This window comes from Xanthomonas sp. NCPPB 1325 (assembly GCF_041477645.2).
Lineage (GTDB): Bacteria > Pseudomonadota > Gammaproteobacteria > Xanthomonadales > Xanthomonadaceae > Xanthomonas > Xanthomonas cannabis.
The window spans coordinates 2199605-2215199 of record NZ_CM192985.1; the positions used below are offsets into that span (position 1 = coordinate 2199605).

Consider the following 15595-nt stretch of genomic DNA (forward strand, 5'->3'; position numbering starts at 1 on the left):
ATGGCGAAGAAGTGGGTAGAGGTTGCGGCCAGCCCGGCCTATCAGGCATTGGCGCCGGAGCAGCAGGAGGCCGCCCGAAGCCAGTACTGGAATGAGGTCATCGCGCCACAGGTCCCCGAGCAGGAGCGGGACACTGTGCGGCAGCAGTTCGACGTCGACACCAGTCCGGCCGTGAACTGGCCGGGCGGCGGGTCGATGGAGATTGCCATCACGGGTGGGCAGCTTGAGCCGGAGAAAGCGCCAGACCCCACCGAGGGTATGAGCACGCTGCAGAAGATCGGCGCAGGCGCGGGCAAGTCGGTGGTTGACACGTACCGCGGTGCCAAGCAGTTCGCCACGCAGGGGCTGCTGGGCCAAGCTGCAGCAGGCTCCACGCTTGCGCGCAAGGCTGGTTTGAATCAGCTGGCTGAACTGGTGGACACCGGCGCCGGCCGCAACCTTCTGGCGAGCCTGACCGGGCAGCAGGCAACCATCGACGAGTCCAAGCGCCTCGACGCGCCGCTGATGGACACCAAGGCGGGCATCGCCGGCAACGCGCTGGGCTATCTTGGCCAGCTAGCGGCCGGCGGAATCGCGCTGCGCGGCACCTCCTTGGCCGGCGCCGCACTGCCCCGCACCGTAGCTGGCAACGCACTGCAGGGTGCGGGCCTGGGCGCCTTGCAGCCCGTGGCCACCGGTGAGAATCGCCTGGCTAACATCGCCGTAGGCGGCACGGCAGGCGCGGGCGGCGCCGTCGCAGGCAAGGTCATCGGCTCCGGCGTGAATGCACTGGCTCGGCTGCTGCGCCCGGCCACGCTTAACGGCGCAGATCGTGCTGCCGGGCAAATCATCCAGCGCGAAGCTGCGCGGCCAGCCGATCTGGCGACACCTCAGCCTTCCGCTGTGCCTGGCGTCCGGCGCACGCTGGCTGAGGAAACCCTGGACCCTGGTCTGGCCGGCCTGGAGCGCAACGCGCGCCGCGGCGGCGCACGCGCACTCTTCGATGACGTGGACCGCCAGAACAACGCCGCTCGCGCACAGGCGGTGCGACAGTTCGCAGGCGACGATGCGGCAATGCATGCAGCCCAGGCTTCGCGCGACTCTGTGACCAGCAGCATGCGCAATGCCGCTATGCAATCTGGTCCCGTCGATTCGGCTCCTGCGCTCATGGCGATTGATGACCTGATCGCTCAACAGCAGGGACGGCCGGCCGTGCAGGCTGGCCTGCAGCAGGTGCGCTCTTTGCTTGAGCGCGAAGCTACGCCGGGCGCCTTCGTGCCCGAAGACCGCATTGCGGTGCTGGACAACGCACGCAAGACCATCGGCGACATGCTTGGCGGCAAATACGGCGGCGACAACGCGGCAGCCTTGGCAGGCTCGCGGGAACTGATCCAGGCGCGCCAGGCGCTCGATGCTGTGATGGGCCCGGAGTACAACGCGTATCTGGGCAGCTATCGCGCCATGTCCGCGCCGATCAACCGCATGGAGCTGGGGCAGTCGCTACTTGAGCCACGCACTGGCAGCGCAATCCTCGATCCCGTGACCGGAGAGCAGGTTTTCACGCCGGCAGCGTTCTCCCGCGCGGCGCGTGATCTGGACAGCATTGCGGAACAGGCTACTGGCTTCAATAAGGCGCGTGCCGCCGACATCCTGGAGCCCGAGGATCTGCAGACGATTGCTAACATCCAGCGCGATTTGGAGCGACGCGCGTTCACAGCCACAGCTGGCAGCCCCGGCGGCTCGCAGACCGCCGAGTCTGGGATGCTTGACCGGCAGATTCAGACCGGCTTGTCCTCCTACCTGGCAGAGGCGCCCTGGATTGGCGGATTCGTTAAGCGGGCACAGGAACTGGGCGCGCAGCGTGTGCAGGACCGGCTGGGTTACTTGCTAGCCAACCCGCAAGAGGCGCGACGTGTGCTGGCTGCGCTCAGCCCGGCGCAGCGGACATCGGTGCAACAGGCCTTGGCAGATATGGCGCGCTTTTTCCCTGGCACCGCAGGCAGTGCTGGCGGCGGCGGGACAAAGCCCAACGCCAGCGCGCCTCCGCAAATCGCCCCGCGCGCCGGGCAACTCAGCGCTGCAGGCGCTCTGCAGCTTTACGACGCACAGTAGGGCGCTGCCACTCGGCGGTCGCCCACGGGCCGTTGTCCTGCCCGAAGTAGGACCGGAACAGGATCTTCTTCAGTCGGCCATCCGGCAGCTTGTTCCACAGCATGAAGATGCAGAAATAGATTGCCGGCAGCGCCAACGCGCTGATCACGGCCACCAAGAAGTACACCCAGAAATTGCCCATTGATGCCGCACCGGTCTGATTGATCGGCGGATCGTACCACCCAATAAGCCCCGCACATGCGGGGTTTTGTTTGCCCGGAGCTGCCATGTCTCAACGCTTTTACAACCCCGCGCCGGTGTTCGCCGATCTGCTCGGCCTTGAGCCGCTGGCTGGCGGCAGCCTGCAGTTCTACGACAAGGGCACGACCACGCCCAAGGGCACCTGGTCGGACTCTGATCTGACCGTCGCCAACCAGAACCCGGTGCCGCTGGATTCGTCGGGGCGGGCCAACACGAACATCTGGCTGGATGGTGCGTATACCGTCGTGCTGCGCGCGGCAGATGGCACGTCGGTCTGGACGCGAGACCTGGACGATGGTGCCGCTGGCGGCGCGACGATCCCGACTCTGCAGAACGGCCAGTTCCTGACCAACGACGGTAGCAACCTTCTGTGGGGCGAGGTGCTGCAAGTGCCTGACCCCACTGGCTCGTCTGGCAAGGTGCTGGGCACCGATGGTTCCAACCTCATCTGGGAAGAGAAGCCTGCAGCGCCAGTGCTGCCGGTGCAGAACTTCAGCAACCGGGTGAAGATCGGCACGCTGCTTATCCAGTGGGGCAGCGCATCTGCGCCGGCATCCGGCTCCCGCCAGACGGCCGCAAGCGTCACCTTCGCCAACGCCTTCAGCGGTGATCCCTATATGGTGTCCATCATGCCCCGCAACGTGACGCATGCGGCTGGCGGACAGATCGGCGTTCCGGCGGTGACGGCCAAGTCGGCCAGTGGTTTCTCAGCGCAGTTCGACACTGATGACTTTGGTCAGACAAACGCCAACTTCATCGCCGCCGAGCCGTTCGACTGGGTGGCGTTCGGGCCGACGACTGCCTGATGGTCGCCATTCCTCGCCCGCAAGCGGCGATCGCCGACCGCGCCGGCTTGCCTACGCGCGAGTGGTACACCTACCTGCTTGATCTGGCCAACAGCGCCGGCATGACGCCGGATCAGCTGCAGCGGTTTGAGCAGCTGGTCGCCGCCGTGGATGCGCTCCAGCAGCAGGGCGGCGGCCGGGGCGCCATCCAAGGTGTCGGCTCTATCGAGGTGGTCGGCATGGAGATCATGCAGATCTACCTTGTCGGAGACAACGACGCGCCCGGCGCCAGCTGGTACTACGGCACCGGCCCGGACGGGGCGAAGGGCTGGTATTCGATCGCCGATGCCCTGGCCGTCACCACTGACCTGACCAAGGCGGTGGCCAGCACCGGCGTATCCACCTTCGGCCTAGCCGACCTGCCAGACAGCGGCACCGGTGCCGCGCTGCGCAAGATCACCCGCGACGCGAAGGGCAGGCTGTCTGGCACGCAGGCAGCGACGACGTCGGATCTTCCCGAGGGCACGAACCGCTATTTCACCGACGCCAGGGCCGATGCGCGCATCACTCTGCAGAAGGGGCAGCCGAATGGCATTGCCACGCTGGGTTCCGATTCGAAGATTCCCAGCGCGCAGCTCCCGGCGATCGCGATCACTGAGACGTTTGTGGTGGGAAGCCAGGCCGCGCAGCTGGCACTGACCGCGCAGGAAGGCGATGTCGCGGTCCGCACAGACCTGTCCAAGAGCTACATCAAGAACAGCGGCACCGCCGGCACGATGGCCGACTGGACCGAGCTGCTTTCACCCAGCGGCGGCTCGGTGCTCAGCGTCAATGCCCGCACCGGCGCCGTCGCGGTGCCCGATTTTGTGTCCAAGGCGACCGCGCCGACAGCTGCCGACTACGGCCGCGCGCTCATCAACGGCGACCGGTGGCGCAATACCAACAATGGCGTGCTTTACACCCAGCAGGACGGCGCATGGCTCTACGACAACGCGGCGTCCCTGTCGCGGTACGTGCCGGCGCGGCTGAGCAACGGCACGGCATCGCCCATCCCCCTCAATTCTGACGGATCAATCCCGGCCCGGCTGTCGAACGGCACCGTCAGCAACATACCCACACAGGCGTAAACATGGCAGAAGAAATCCCCCTTGCCTACGACAAGACCACGGGCGGTTCGCCGGTAGGGCTGAAGGAGGTTGCACCGGGCAATCAGCTTGCTAATCAGTGGCTGGCAATGCCGCCTGGCTACATTGATGGCCTGAACCTTGAATGGGTTAGCGCATCGAGCATTCGCGTAACGGCTGGGGTATGCAATGTGCCCGGGGTGGCGACACTAACTTTGGCAGCGTCGATCACGAAGACGGGTCTGGCACTTGGCAACAGCGCCTGGGGGCATGTGTACGCCTATCTCAACGGGGGCTCGCCTGATGTTGAGGTGGTTTCCGCGGCGCCTGCAGCACCCTACAGCGGTAGGGCTCGCACAAAAAGTGGTGATGCAACGCGCCGCTACCTCGGAAGTGTCCGGACCAATTCAAGCGGGGCTATTTACCGCTTCGATGCACGGAACGGGCAAGTCCTCTATATGGAGGAAGTGGTTCGCCCACTTTCTGGCGGAACGAATGCGAGTGCAACGACGGTCTCCCTGGCGGCATTGCTCCCGCCAACTTCTTTCGTAGCAATCGCGTCCATGAATAACACGGGGACTGCAGCCGTCAGGTATCGCCCTACTGGTGCGGGTTGGAGTGCCACCAACACGGGGCGTATGTACGGCCTACTTGCAGGCACAACGGTGGTTGGTCCGCTCCCCACGGACACCGTGCAGCAGATCGATTATCAGGCGGACAGTGGCGGTGTTGCGACGCTCGATGTTCTTGGCTACATCTTGGAGAGGTGACATGTACGCAGTGAAAGGGCGTAGTTACAGAAGCGTCAATCCTGGGGCGCAGCTTCTTTCGGGTGAAGTTTTGCATGACACCATCCCTTCCGAATTGTTGATTCCAACGAGCTCGGAGCGCAACGAAGAGATCCGGATGGGGATTGGCAGGTGGATCGATGATGTTGCGCGCGGCAATGGCTATGACAATGCAGTCTCGTGTGCGTCCTACGTTTCGAGCAGCATGGCGAAGCACAAGCGTGAGGCAATGGCCATGGTGGCTTGGCGGGATGCTGTTTGGGCGGCTGCCTACGCGCTACTGGCTGCGCCGCCAGCCGGTGTCACAACGCTGGTGCAAGTGATCGCTCTGTTGCCGAAGCCGGCTGATTACGGGTGGGCAGCTGACCCTATTGCGTTGGCGCAGTTGCCGCCAGCTAACCCGAGCGCCTGAGCATGGCGTTTCCAGAGAATCCAATGGCCGGCAAGGTTTGGACCGAATACGGCCGGACTTGGGTGTACGACGGCAATGGCTGGGGCGCGGTCGTCTCGGCCCTGCCTGGAGGCTCTGTCCTACCGGTGCGCACCGTGTCCCAGCTCACCGACGCTGCCGCCGACATCAACCGGCAGTTCCGCTGCATCGACGCGCCTGGTGGCGAGGCGATCATCTACAGCGATGGCACGACCTACCTGCGCCAGTCCGATCAAAGCCCGGTGGTGATCTGATGCCTGACCTGACCCGAATCACGGAGATTGTCGGCTGCCAGCTGGTGGCCGGTCCGAACAACTCGGTGCGCCTGACCGAGGGCTACTTTTTCAACAAGGCCGGGCGTCGGATGCGTAGCGACGGCGATGCGACGGCGACGGTATCGGGCACGGCGGCGGTTGGCTGGCTGCATGCCTACGGCGTGGAGTCTTCGAACAACGTGGCCGGCCTGCTGCTGTCCCCCGATGCTCCGGTGCTCTACCGCGGCACGGCGCGCAGCAAGGGGGCAGGTGTCACAGCAGCCAATGATGGAGCCCGCTATCTCGGCTCAGGCCGGGTCGAAGCGGTCGGCAGGCTGCGCGCCGGACGGCATGCGCAGGCCCTGTCGAAGGGCAACCTCATCCAGCTGGACGTGGGCAGTAGCGGGTTCATCCAGCCGCCCATCCTCGGCACGCTCGGTGTAACGCTGCTGCAGGCCCCGCCCCAGACTACCTACCCGCTCACCAGCTTCATCCCGCCGACTGCCACGCACGTTGACCTGCAGATCAGCAACCTGTCGCCGTTGACCACCTACGTCGGCCGGCCGGGCATGATCACCCAGGCCAACCCATTGCTGTCCGCCACCAACCGCTACTGCGCTATCCTTCCGAACAACAACCTGCGCTTCATCATGCCGCTGGACGCAGACCTGAGCATCGTCGTGCTGGCGTCCACCACGGGCCTGCTGGGCAACGTCGTCAGCCTGGCGGTGGGCAGCGTGCAGATCGACGTCATGGGCTACCTGTTCGACCGGTAGGCTTTCCCCTACGCAAAGTTGCGGCACAAGACGATATGTGAAATCCCATATCGGTGCGAATCTATCTTTGCCGGACGCGGGGCCACAGGCCGCTCACCCGCGTGGCGCCTGAGCAGCGCCGGGCCGGCTCAATCTTCTGCCAGCTGCTCCAGTGCAAATTGCACCGGATATGGGGCGGCTCGGTAGCTCTGATGATCGGAAGCGACAAGGTAATAGCGCAGCAGGCGCTCGCCGACGCCAATGCGATCCGCAGCCTGACGCTGAGACAGTCCGGCAGTTTCGATCAGCGCCCGGAGATATTCTGGGCGCGGGTCATGCTTGGATGCGTCTGGCTTCACGCGAGCGCCGCGAGCATGTCGTCGATGCGCTGCTGGTCGTGTGCCGCATCTTCGCCCAACCACTTGATGTAATTGTCCACGCTGCCCTGGTCATCTGCATCGACCGCGATCTGTGCGGAGCCGGACTGGGCGAGCAGGCTGTTGTCGTCGAAAAGGTAGATTGTGTAGCCCTCTCCGCTCCATATCTGGTCTTTCGCGATGGCTTGGGATTCCGCGGTCTCACCGGCGGCCGTGGTGTTGTCGTACTGCTGGGCAATCTGCTGTGCGATCTTGCTCATGTCGATCTCCTTTATCGCCGCACCGGGGTGGCTGGCATGGAGATAGATTAGGAAATATGTTCCTAACCGTCAACTACCGTTCGTCGGGAATGCGATCTAGGCGGCCAGGCCGCGGCAATGCGGGGCGGGCTGACATTTGGTCACACAATTGGCACAGTTAGACCCGAAAGCATTGCCACGACTGGACTGATAGTCCCCCTCCTAAGGGGAAGGTCGCCCGTTCGAATCGGGCCGGGGTCACCAGGACGGCATTGCGATTCTAGTGGCCGGTGACGCTCGCTTCGTCCGCAATGCTGTTGAGCACCGCAAGCTGTTGTGCGGACAGGTGCAGCCCGGAGGCGGCAAGATTTTCGCGCAGGTGGGGCACCGACGAAGTCCCTGCGATGACGAGAATATTGGGCGAGCGCTGCAGCAGCCAGGCGAGGGCGACCTGCTTGGGCGTGGCGCCTGCGTCCTTGGCAACCTGCGACAGCGCGTCCGATTGCACAGGTGAGAACCCCCCCAGCGGGAAGAACGGGACGTAGGCCACGCCCTGGTCGTTGAGTGCGTCGATAAAGGCGTCGTCGTCGCGTTTGACCAGGTTGTAGTGATTCTGGACGCAAACGATCTTGGCCAGCTTTTCGGCTTCCTGATACTGGGCGGGCGTGATATTGCTCAGGCCGATGTGGCGCACCAGTCCTTCGCGTTGCAGCTCGGCCAGGCAGGCCACCGGTTCGGCGATCGCGCTGGTGTCGGTGTCCATCATCGCGCCCAGGCGCAGGTTCACCACGTCCAGCGTTTCCAGGCCAAGACTGACCAGGTTGTCCTGCACCTGGCGTCTGAGGCTTGCAGGAGACCGATCGGCATTCCAGGAGGCGTCGCTGCCACGGCCGATGCCGATCTTGGTGACGATCCGCAGCCCGTCGGCGTATGGGTAAAGTGCTTCGCGAATCAGCTGGTTGGACACATGCGGGCCGTAAAATTCGGCGGTGTCGATGTGGTCGACGCCCAGCGTAACCGCTTCCTTCAATACGGCCAGCGCTGCGGCCTTGTCGCGGGGTGGCCCCCACACATGCGCTCCGGGCAGCTGCATCGTGCCGTAGCCCATCCGCTTGATGGAGATGCCGGTGCCGGGCAGGGTAAAGGTGCCGCCAAGACGTGTGTCGTTGTTCATTGCTGTTCCTAGAGGGGATGAGTGACGGGTCGCTGCGGTGAAACGTGGAGATGGCGCGGCCTGCGCGCGGCGGTAGTGCAGGTGACTTGATCTGACAGCCCGGAAGCGGTGCGCTGGGGACTGCCGTCTGACCGTGTGTGCAATTTAGGGCGGTCGCTACTGTGCGACAATCCGGTACAAAGCGAACGGCTTGTACGGAAATTCGAACAATGAGCGGTCGGCTGAGCGATATGGAGAGCTTTGTCCGGGTTGCGCGGGCAGGCGGGTTCCGCGAGGCGGCGAAAAGCGCCGACGTGAGCGCGTCCAACCTGAGCGATGCGGTGAAGCGGATGGAGGCGTGGCTGGGCGTACGGCTGTTCAACCGCACCACGCGCAGCGTGGTCTTGACCGATGCGGGGAAGGCACTGTTGGCGCGCATCGAGCCTGCGCTGATCGAACTCGATAGCGCCAAGGAGGTCATCAGCGCTTTCCGGGACACGCCGGCCGGCACCTTGCGGCTCAACGTGCCGGTCAGTGCTGCGCGCCTGGTCCTGCCGCGGATTCTGCCGGCTTTCATGGCGGCCTATCCGGATATCAGCGTGGAAATCCTGACCGAAGAAAATTTCGTCGACGTCATCGCCGCAGGTTGCGATGCGGGCATCCGTTATGGCGAGCGTCTGCAGCAGGACATGGTGGCCATGCCGATCGGCCCGCGCGTGCAACGCATCGCAACCGGGGCGTCGCCGCAGTATCTGGCGCGCCACGGACGGCCACACCATCCGCGTGAGTTGCTCGACCACGATTGCATCCGTGGCCGCTTCCCCAGCGGCGCCATGGCGGACTGGGAATTCGAGCGGGACGGTGAGGTGGTCACCATCATCCCGCAGGGGCAGTTGCTGGTGGAGATCGGCGGCGGCAGCGATCTGGCCGTGCAATCAGCGGTGGCGGGGCAGGGAATCGTCCATTTGTTCGAGGAATGGCTGCAGCCCCACTTCGATGCCGGCGCCCTGGAACCGGTATTGCGGCCCTGGTGGCAGCCGTTCCAGGGCCCTTACCTGTATTACCCGAATCGCAACCTGTCGCCGCCGGCACTGAGGGCATTCATCGATTTTGTCAGGACGTTCGAAAACGACCCGGCGGTTGGGGCAGTGCATGCTGCTCCGCTACCTACAGCCAGTGCAACGAAGCGGAGCGCGCAAGCTGCGCAGCGCAAGGCGCGCGACAGGCCGCCGTCCTGAACAAGGCGGCGTCGCATCGTTCGCATCGGCGGCGGTGGCCATCGGGCACGTCGCCAGGGCTGCAATGGCCAGCATGCAGCGTGGCTGGCGTCAGCGATGCCGTAGCACGCGGACACCGACCGGCTTGGCGGACTTGTCCATCGAGACGCTGGAGATGCGGCTGTGCCGAAGCAGGCTGCCCAACTGTTCGGTGGCGCCCAGGCGCTGGTCGACTTCCGGTTCGGCCACGGTGCGCGGGCGCTTGCGCTTGTCGGAGTTGGCAAAGCGCAGGCGGTTGTACTCGGCCCAGCCGACCGTGGTGACGGCGGCCATCAGCGCGATCACCGGCAGCGCGCCCAGCGCGAACGGGTCGATGGCGTTGTGGCGCAGATACAGCTCGGTATAGGCACTGCGCAGGCCAAAGAACCACGCAAGCAGCGTTGCCAGCGGTGCCCACAGGTAGAAATAGACCATCCACGCGCCGGCGGTGGCGGCACCGTAGGCGAGACGGCGCGAGCGGCCCAGGCGTTGCGGCAGGTTGATGATGGGCGGTGTCATTGAATTCCTCGGTCGGGGCTTTTCCAGCGGGCACGCGTGTTGCGGCGTGCGATGAGGGCGCGGGGGAAGGCGATGACCGCAGTCATCATGCCGATCATCCAGAACGCAGCCGGGTACCAGATGACCCAGAAGAACTGGCGTGCCAGTCCTTTTTCGTAACGGCGTTCGATCATCAGGCTGGTGCCGAACTGCAGCAGGCAGACCACCGCCAGCACCAGGCCATGCCAGCGCGGCAGGATGGTGTCGACATACAGCGCAGGCGGCATCGCGATGAATTTGCCCAAGGCCCACAGCACGATGATGAAGAGCATCACGTAGGCCCAGATCAGGCTCAGCGCGTACTCCAGCAGGACCGCCCACATGCGACGGCTGCGCCAGGCCAGCGCGCGACGGCCATGGCTGAGCAGCACTTCGACGCCGCCGCGTGCCCAGCGCAGGCGCTGCATCCACAGGCCGCGGAAGGTTTCCGGCATCAGGATCCAGCACAGTGCGTTGGGTTCGTAGCGGATATCCCAGCCGTCCAGCTGCAGGCGCCAGGAGATGTCGATGTCTTCGGTGACCATGTTGTCGGACCAGAAGCCGACGTGGTGCAGGGCCGAGCGACGGAACGCGCAAATCACGCCGGAGACGGTGAACAGGCGGCCATACACGCGTTGCGCGCGCTTGATCAGCCCGACGATCGCGGAGAACTCGCCCACCTGCATGCGGCCCATCAAGGTGGTGCGGTTACGCACGCGCGGGTTGCCGGTGACCCCGCCCACGCGTGGGCCGGACACCAGGTGGCCCACCATCCAGCGCGTGGCATTCGGGTCCAGGATCGCATCGGCATCCACGCACACCAGATAGTCCGAGCGCGCTGCCAGCGTGCCCACGCGCAGTGCGTTGGCCTTGCCGTGGTTCTGTTCCAGGTGCACCACCCGCAGGCGCGGATACTGGTGAGTGAGGTCGTCGAGCACTTCGGCGGTGCGATCGGTGCTGCCGTCGTTGATGGCGATGATCTCGAAGTCCGCATACTGCTGCGCGCTCATCGCCGCGATGGTTTCGGCCACGTGCTTGGCCTCGTTGTAGCAAGGCATCAGCAGCGATACGAACGGTTCGCTGGCCATCGGCGGCGGCTTGGACGGGCCCGGCGTGCCGCGTTCGCGCCGCAGGTAGTAGTAGATCCCGCCGATCATCCAGAAGAACGCCATGATGATCGGGTAGAAGAACGCAAAGTTGAACAGGGCGGCCAGTAAGAGGCTGGTCGTCATCGGTCATCGCTCGAGATAGGGGAATTGGCGGGCCGACATGGCTTCGCGCGCTTCGGGCAGAGACGGATGGCCGCCAATGAAATCGTCCGGGTAATACGCCAGGTGACGCACGCCTGCCGCCAGCAGCAGTCTGGTCTGCGCCAGCAGCACGCCCTCGGGCAACGGTTTGCCGGTGCGCCAATCGACGGTCTGCAGTTCGAACATGGTCTTGTCGAAGCCGCGTGGCTGTTGCCCGACACGCCTGGCCAGCTCGCTCAGCCACTGCTGCGGGTCGTCGGCATTTTCCATGTATGGCATCGCCATCAGCGCGGTGTAGTCGTAGGCGGCTGCAAAGGCATCCAGGCGCTGCGCAAACCAGGCCTCGCTGTGCGGCTCCAGCACCGGCTGCGCAAACAGGTTGCGCACCGTCACCAGCTTCGGGCGCCAACGTTCTGCGGCTGTCTTCAGCTGCTGGGTGAAGCCGATCAGCGCCTGGGTGCGTCGTGCCGGATCGCCGCCGCCATAGGCCGGCAGCTCGTCATCGCGCAGGTAGGCATCGTCGTGGAACAGCAGGCCTTCGAAGTAGGCATTGGCGGCGAGGTCTTCGTAGATGTCGGCCACCAGTGCGCGCGTGCGCGGGTTGCTCGGATCCAGCCGCGGCACGTCCTTGGGGTCGTTGCCGCGGACCTGCAATGCGGCCTGTTGCTGCGCATCGGGCAGGTGGAAGCCAAGCACCGGCAACCAGGCGAACACACGCACGCCGGCGCGGGTGCGCAGCTGCCAGGCGACGCGCCCGAACAGGTCCGCGCGCATCGGCAGATGCCGGTTGGGGAAATACAGCGCATCGGCGGCGCCATCGCCATCCGGGTCCGCGAAGGCCTGCAGGAACACATGACTCGGCCCGATGTCCTTGACGCGCTGGACCAGGATGTCGAGGTTGCGCGCCAGCTGTGCGGGATCCGGGTCGTAGACGTAGTCCAGATCGATCTGCATGGCGCGCAGGCCATCGCGCGACAGGTCGCGGCGCAATTCGCCGGCCAGGTCGCGCACATCGGGGTTGTTGAACAGCAACAAGCGCCCGAGGCTGGCCAGCGACTGGCCATCCACGCGGTCACGCCCCTGCTGGCCGATATCGGCTTCGTGCGAGCGGCCTTCCAGGTCAAAACTGAGCGTCATGCCCAACTGCGCGGCAATGGCGTTGCTGGCGCGGTTGTAGGCGGCATACGGCCACACCATCGCCCGCGGCGGCTTGCCCAGATGTGTCACGATGGCATCGCGGCTATGGCGCAGGTCGGTCTCGATGCGCCGGCGATAGTCGGCTTCGTTTTCATAGCCGCTGTCTGCATGCCACTCGCGCGTCACCGCAGCAGGCGTCTGATTGCCGAACGGGTTGCCGGCGATGCCCTTGTGCAGGTCATCGCTGTGCGAGCCGATTTCGACCAGGCCGCTGTCCTGCATTTCGCGCAGTTGCGCCCAGGTCACGAAATCGTCGCCGGTGAAATCGCGCGGGCCGTAGGGCACGACCTTGCCTGCAGGCAGTTCGACCCAGCTGGTCACCGGCGCAACGAGCGCGGGGTAGCCATAGGCCTGCAACAACGGAAACACGCGGGTGTAGACGCTGCGCAAGCCATCGTCGAAGGTGAGCAACACCGGCCGCGACGGCAATGCGCGACGGCCGGCACGTGCGTCCAGCACCTGCTGCACGCTCACCGGGTGATAAGCGTGCGAGCGCAGCCAGTCCAGATGCGCGGCAAAGTTGCTGGTGGATACCGCGTAGCGATCCGGGTCGCCCTTGGCCGCGACGTCGTCGCGAATGTCGTGGTAGCTGAGCACCAGCAGACCCGCGTGTGCAGACGACGCAAACGTCATCAGCATCAACGCGAGCAGCAATAGCGGCAGGCGGATCAAGGCGTACCTCCCCATCGGAAATCCAGGTCCAATCCAAGTTGGTGTTCGCGCCGGCCGTCGTAGACTGGGCGCGACCAGCTCACGCCATAGGTCAGTGCGCTGCCATCGCCCAGCGACCACAGATGCCGGTACGCCAGGGCAGGAACCCATTGGCTGCCGAAGCCGGACTGGTAGGTCGGGCCGGCGGTCACGTCCAGGCGTTGCCGGAAGGCAGCGTCGTAGCGGCGCCAGCCGATCTGTTCGACGCGCACCCCTGCGGCCACGCTCGTGCTGCGACGTGGGTTGAAGTAGTCGACCACGCGGTCGTCGTGCGCACGCCCGGCCGAGGCGGCAAACAGCCCGTCGACCAGCACATGCGGGCTGGCCCACAGGCGTTGGCTGCCCGAAAGATCGAGCTGATCGCGCCGGTTGCCGTCGCTGTAGCGCAGCTGGCGCGCCTGCAGCTCCCAGCGTGTTTCATCGCTTGGCGTCCAGCGCAACGTGGCGCCGATGCTGTCGCCGGTGATACCCAGGCGACGGGCCTGCAACGAGGCGTCCGGATCGCGTGTGCGCCAGGCCACGCTGCCGTACCAGGCATCGGAAAAGCGCCAACCCGCATCCAGCGTCCAGGCGGTGCCATCGCGATCGAAATCGTCCAGCGCCCGGCCGCCGTACGCGCTGAGGTCCAGGCGGTCGTAGCGGTAATGCGTGCCCAGCCAGAAACTGCGGTAGCGCACACGGGTGTCCTGAAAGTCGGCCCAGTCGTCGCGCGCGCGCAGGCCCACTCGCCAGCGCTCGCCGAGCAGGGGCGATTCGGCTTCCAGCAGCGAACTGCCGAAATGGTTGCCGAGCGGCGAGATTGCCGTGGCGCTGTTGTCGTTATCGCTGCGTCCCCAGGCATGGCTCAGATGAACCTGCCACCCGCGCTGACGTTCCAGCGATGCCCCCAGCCGCTGCAGGCCGACATCGTCGGGATACTCGGCGCGCAAGGCGGTGAACTGGGCATCGGCCAGGTCCAGGCGATCGAGGTCGCGCTGGTTTTCGACAATGCCGCCGCGTGCCTGCTTTTGATGCGGGTCCAGCGTCAACGCCATCTGATTGCGCTGCAGCGCCTGCGTGGTATGGCCGCGGCGCGATTCGATGGATGCCAGCGCGGCCTGCAGTTCGGCGTTGTCCGGCCCGATGGCCACGCGTTCGCGCAGCAGCTGCTCCGCGCCGCGGTTGTCGTTGGCTGCCGAGCGCGCGGTCGCCAGCGCAACGTCGGCGCTGAAGCGGTCCCAGTTTTCATAGCCGCTGGACGCACCGGCACGCCGTGGCCACGGCGCCTGGCTGGCCGCCAATCGTTCGAACAGCGGCATCGCCTGATCGAAGCGTTCCTGCTCCAGCAATGCATACCCCAGCAATACCTGCGTGCCGAAGTCGTCGGGCGTGTGCTTGAGTGCTTCGCGCAGTACGCCCTCTGCCTCGGCGGGGCGGCGCAAGCCCATCAGCGAGTCGCCCACGGTAGGCAGCACGTAGCTCGGGACATCGACGCCATTTGCGCGCAGCGCCTGGTAGTTCGCAACCACATCGCGATGGCGCTGACGCTGGTTGAGGGCGACCAGGCTGTCCACGCGCAGGCGCGTGGCTTCCCAGGCGACCTGCGGCGGCGCATCGCGTTGGAGACGCGCCACATTGGTCAGCGCCTGGTCGGTCTCCGCGTAGCGGTGCGCGGCATCGACCGGCTCGGCACTGGCCCAACCAATCATGCGCGCCACGCGATCATTGTCGAGGCGCTCGCGCTCTTGCGGCGAAAACCAGTCCGGATGACGCCACACCGCTTCGGCGGCCAGCTGCGCGCTGCCCAGATCGGCGAGGGTGAGCGCACGCATCGTGTACGCCCCCTTGTCGCGCGGGTCGTTGCGCAGCACGCGTTCGTAGATGGCCAACGCGTCCGCATAGCGCTGCTGGCCGCGCAGTTGCTCGGCCTGCTGCATGGGTGTCGGGGCGATGGAGGCGTCAGTCACAGCTGCCGGCCGCACTTCTCCGCTGTGCGCCAGGGGCACACATGCGGCAAACAGAGCGAGGCTGAGCAGGGGAGTGAGTGCGCCTGTGCGGTCAGGACGACCGCGCTGCACGTGTCGGTGCAAACAGGGAAAGGGGGAGATTCACAAGCAGTCCTGGCTATGAAGAGCGGCGATACTGCGTATGCCCATGTAAAGCGAATGTCATCACGATGTTTACGCGATGTTCATCGCATGAGCTCGCTTGGCCTAAGTGCGCAAGTCAGCACACTTACGGCGCGTCCGGAAATTTGGATGCAGCGACGATGTGATCGGGGTCCGTTGGGTGTCGTCAGCGCTGCGGATGTGCATTGGAGCCGCGCACTGAGGGCGGCGTTCTCGCTCTATGCGCTGAAAGGCATTCCTCGAATTTGCTTTATAACGGCGCGTTGCCGGAAGTTAGACTCAAGAGAGTGTCCGTTGACG

General features: G+C 65.2%; 15 protein-coding genes, 1 tRNA gene and 1 pseudogene. 9 read left to right on the forward strand and 8 right to left on the reverse strand.

Features of this window, described 5'->3' with window-relative positions; all coding sequences use genetic code 11:
* Positions 1 to 2091, forward strand: a complete 2091-nt coding sequence (locus ACCQ10_RS09445; RefSeq protein WP_372362909.1) for a hypothetical protein — start codon at positions 1 to 3, stop codon at positions 2089 to 2091.
* On the opposite strand, the gene ACCQ10_RS09450 is transcribed toward ACCQ10_RS09445, so the two are convergent.
* On the reverse strand, positions 2051 to 2359 hold the full coding sequence (locus ACCQ10_RS09450) for a hypothetical protein (protein WP_372362910.1): 309 nt from the start codon (positions 2357 to 2359) through the stop codon (positions 2051 to 2053). The genes ACCQ10_RS09445 and ACCQ10_RS09450 overlap by 41 nt on opposite strands.
* Between ACCQ10_RS09450 and ACCQ10_RS09455 the strand changes: the two genes are divergently transcribed.
* From ACCQ10_RS09455 to ACCQ10_RS09480, 6 genes are read left to right on the forward strand one after another with little or no spacing between them, the layout of a single operon-like run.
* Positions 2358 to 3137 (forward strand): gp53-like domain-containing protein, encoded by a 780-nt coding sequence (locus ACCQ10_RS09455; RefSeq protein WP_372362911.1) that lies wholly within the window; start codon positions 2358 to 2360, stop codon positions 3135 to 3137. The two genes, ACCQ10_RS09450 and ACCQ10_RS09455, sit on opposite strands and share 2 nt — an antisense overlap.
* Positions 3137 to 4243 carry a hypothetical protein gene (locus ACCQ10_RS09460; protein ID WP_372362912.1) on the forward strand — a complete coding sequence of 369 codons (1107 nt, stop codon included), beginning with the start codon at positions 3137 to 3139 and terminating at the stop codon, positions 4241 to 4243. The genes ACCQ10_RS09455 and ACCQ10_RS09460 overlap by 1 nt, the downstream gene beginning before the upstream one ends.
* A gap of 2 nt (positions 4244 to 4245) precedes the next feature.
* Positions 4246 to 5010 carry a hypothetical protein gene (locus ACCQ10_RS09465; protein ID WP_372362913.1) on the forward strand — a complete coding sequence of 255 codons (765 nt, stop codon included), beginning with the start codon at positions 4246 to 4248 and terminating at the stop codon, positions 5008 to 5010.
* A 1-nt stretch (position 5011) separates the two neighbouring features.
* On the forward strand, positions 5012 to 5440 hold the full coding sequence (locus ACCQ10_RS09470; protein WP_372362914.1) for a hypothetical protein: 429 nt from the start codon (positions 5012 to 5014) through the stop codon (positions 5438 to 5440).
* Between the two features lie 23 nt (positions 5441 to 5463).
* Complete coding sequence (locus tag ACCQ10_RS09475) at positions 5464 to 5712, forward strand: hypothetical protein (protein WP_372362915.1); 249 nt, start codon at positions 5464 to 5466, stop codon at positions 5710 to 5712.
* Complete coding sequence (locus tag ACCQ10_RS09480; protein ID WP_372362916.1) at positions 5712 to 6488, forward strand: hypothetical protein; 777 nt, start codon at positions 5712 to 5714, stop codon at positions 6486 to 6488. Before ACCQ10_RS09475 ends, ACCQ10_RS09480 begins: the two co-directional genes overlap by 1 nt.
* Positions 6489 to 6616: 128 nt before the next feature.
* Here the strand turns inward: ACCQ10_RS09480 and ACCQ10_RS09485 are convergent, their stop codons facing one another.
* Both ACCQ10_RS09485 and ACCQ10_RS09490 read right to left on the reverse strand, forming a co-directional pair.
* A complete protein-coding gene (locus ACCQ10_RS09485; protein WP_372362917.1) occupies positions 6617 to 6826 on the reverse strand; it encodes a helix-turn-helix domain-containing protein in 210 nt (69 codons plus the stop codon).
* Positions 6823 to 7104 (reverse strand): hypothetical protein, encoded by a 282-nt coding sequence (locus ACCQ10_RS09490; RefSeq protein WP_372362918.1) that lies wholly within the window; start codon positions 7102 to 7104, stop codon positions 6823 to 6825. Before ACCQ10_RS09490 ends, ACCQ10_RS09485 begins: the two co-directional genes overlap by 4 nt.
* A 160-nt stretch (positions 7105 to 7264) precedes the next feature.
* On the opposite strand from ACCQ10_RS09490, the gene ACCQ10_RS09495 reads away from it, so the two are divergent.
* Positions 7265 to 7347: transfer RNA gene (locus ACCQ10_RS09495), tRNA-Ser, on the forward strand.
* 16 nt (positions 7348 to 7363) lie between these two features.
* Here ACCQ10_RS09495 and ACCQ10_RS09500 read toward each other — a convergent pair.
* The gene (locus ACCQ10_RS09500; protein WP_372362919.1) at positions 7364 to 8257 is read right to left on the reverse strand and encodes an oxidoreductase; all 894 of its coding nucleotides are present in this window, start codon (positions 8255 to 8257) and stop codon (positions 7364 to 7366) included.
* 230 nt (positions 8258 to 8487) lie between these two features.
* Here ACCQ10_RS09500 and ACCQ10_RS09505 point away from each other — a divergent pair.
* Positions 8488 to 9354 (forward strand): annotated as a pseudogene (locus ACCQ10_RS09505) (LysR family transcriptional regulator); the annotation flags it as partial.
* 210 nt (positions 9355 to 9564) lie between these two features.
* On the opposite strand, the gene pgaD reads toward ACCQ10_RS09505, so the two are convergent.
* The 4 genes from pgaD to pgaA are packed head-to-tail and all read right to left on the reverse strand — an operon-like array spanning position 9565 to position 15103.
* Positions 9565 to 10011: a poly-beta-1,6-N-acetyl-D-glucosamine biosynthesis protein PgaD gene (gene pgaD, locus ACCQ10_RS09510; protein WP_372362920.1), complete on the reverse strand. Its 447-nt coding sequence runs from the start codon at positions 10009 to 10011 to the stop codon at positions 9565 to 9567.
* Complete coding sequence (pgaC, locus tag ACCQ10_RS09515; protein ID WP_047697858.1) at positions 10008 to 11261, reverse strand: poly-beta-1,6-N-acetyl-D-glucosamine synthase; 1254 nt, start codon at positions 11259 to 11261, stop codon at positions 10008 to 10010. The genes pgaD and pgaC overlap by 4 nt, the downstream gene beginning before the upstream one ends.
* A gap of 3 nt (positions 11262 to 11264) precedes the next feature.
* Positions 11265 to 13163 (reverse strand): poly-beta-1,6-N-acetyl-D-glucosamine N-deacetylase PgaB, encoded by a 1899-nt coding sequence (pgaB, locus tag ACCQ10_RS09520; protein WP_372362921.1) that lies wholly within the window; start codon positions 13161 to 13163, stop codon positions 11265 to 11267.
* Positions 13145 to 15103, reverse strand: coding sequence for a poly-beta-1,6 N-acetyl-D-glucosamine export porin PgaA (gene pgaA / locus ACCQ10_RS09525; protein ID WP_372363088.1), 1959 nt, complete (start codon positions 15101 to 15103; stop codon positions 13145 to 13147). Before pgaA ends, pgaB begins: the two co-directional genes overlap by 19 nt.
* Between the last annotated feature and the right edge of the window lie 492 nt (positions 15104 to 15595).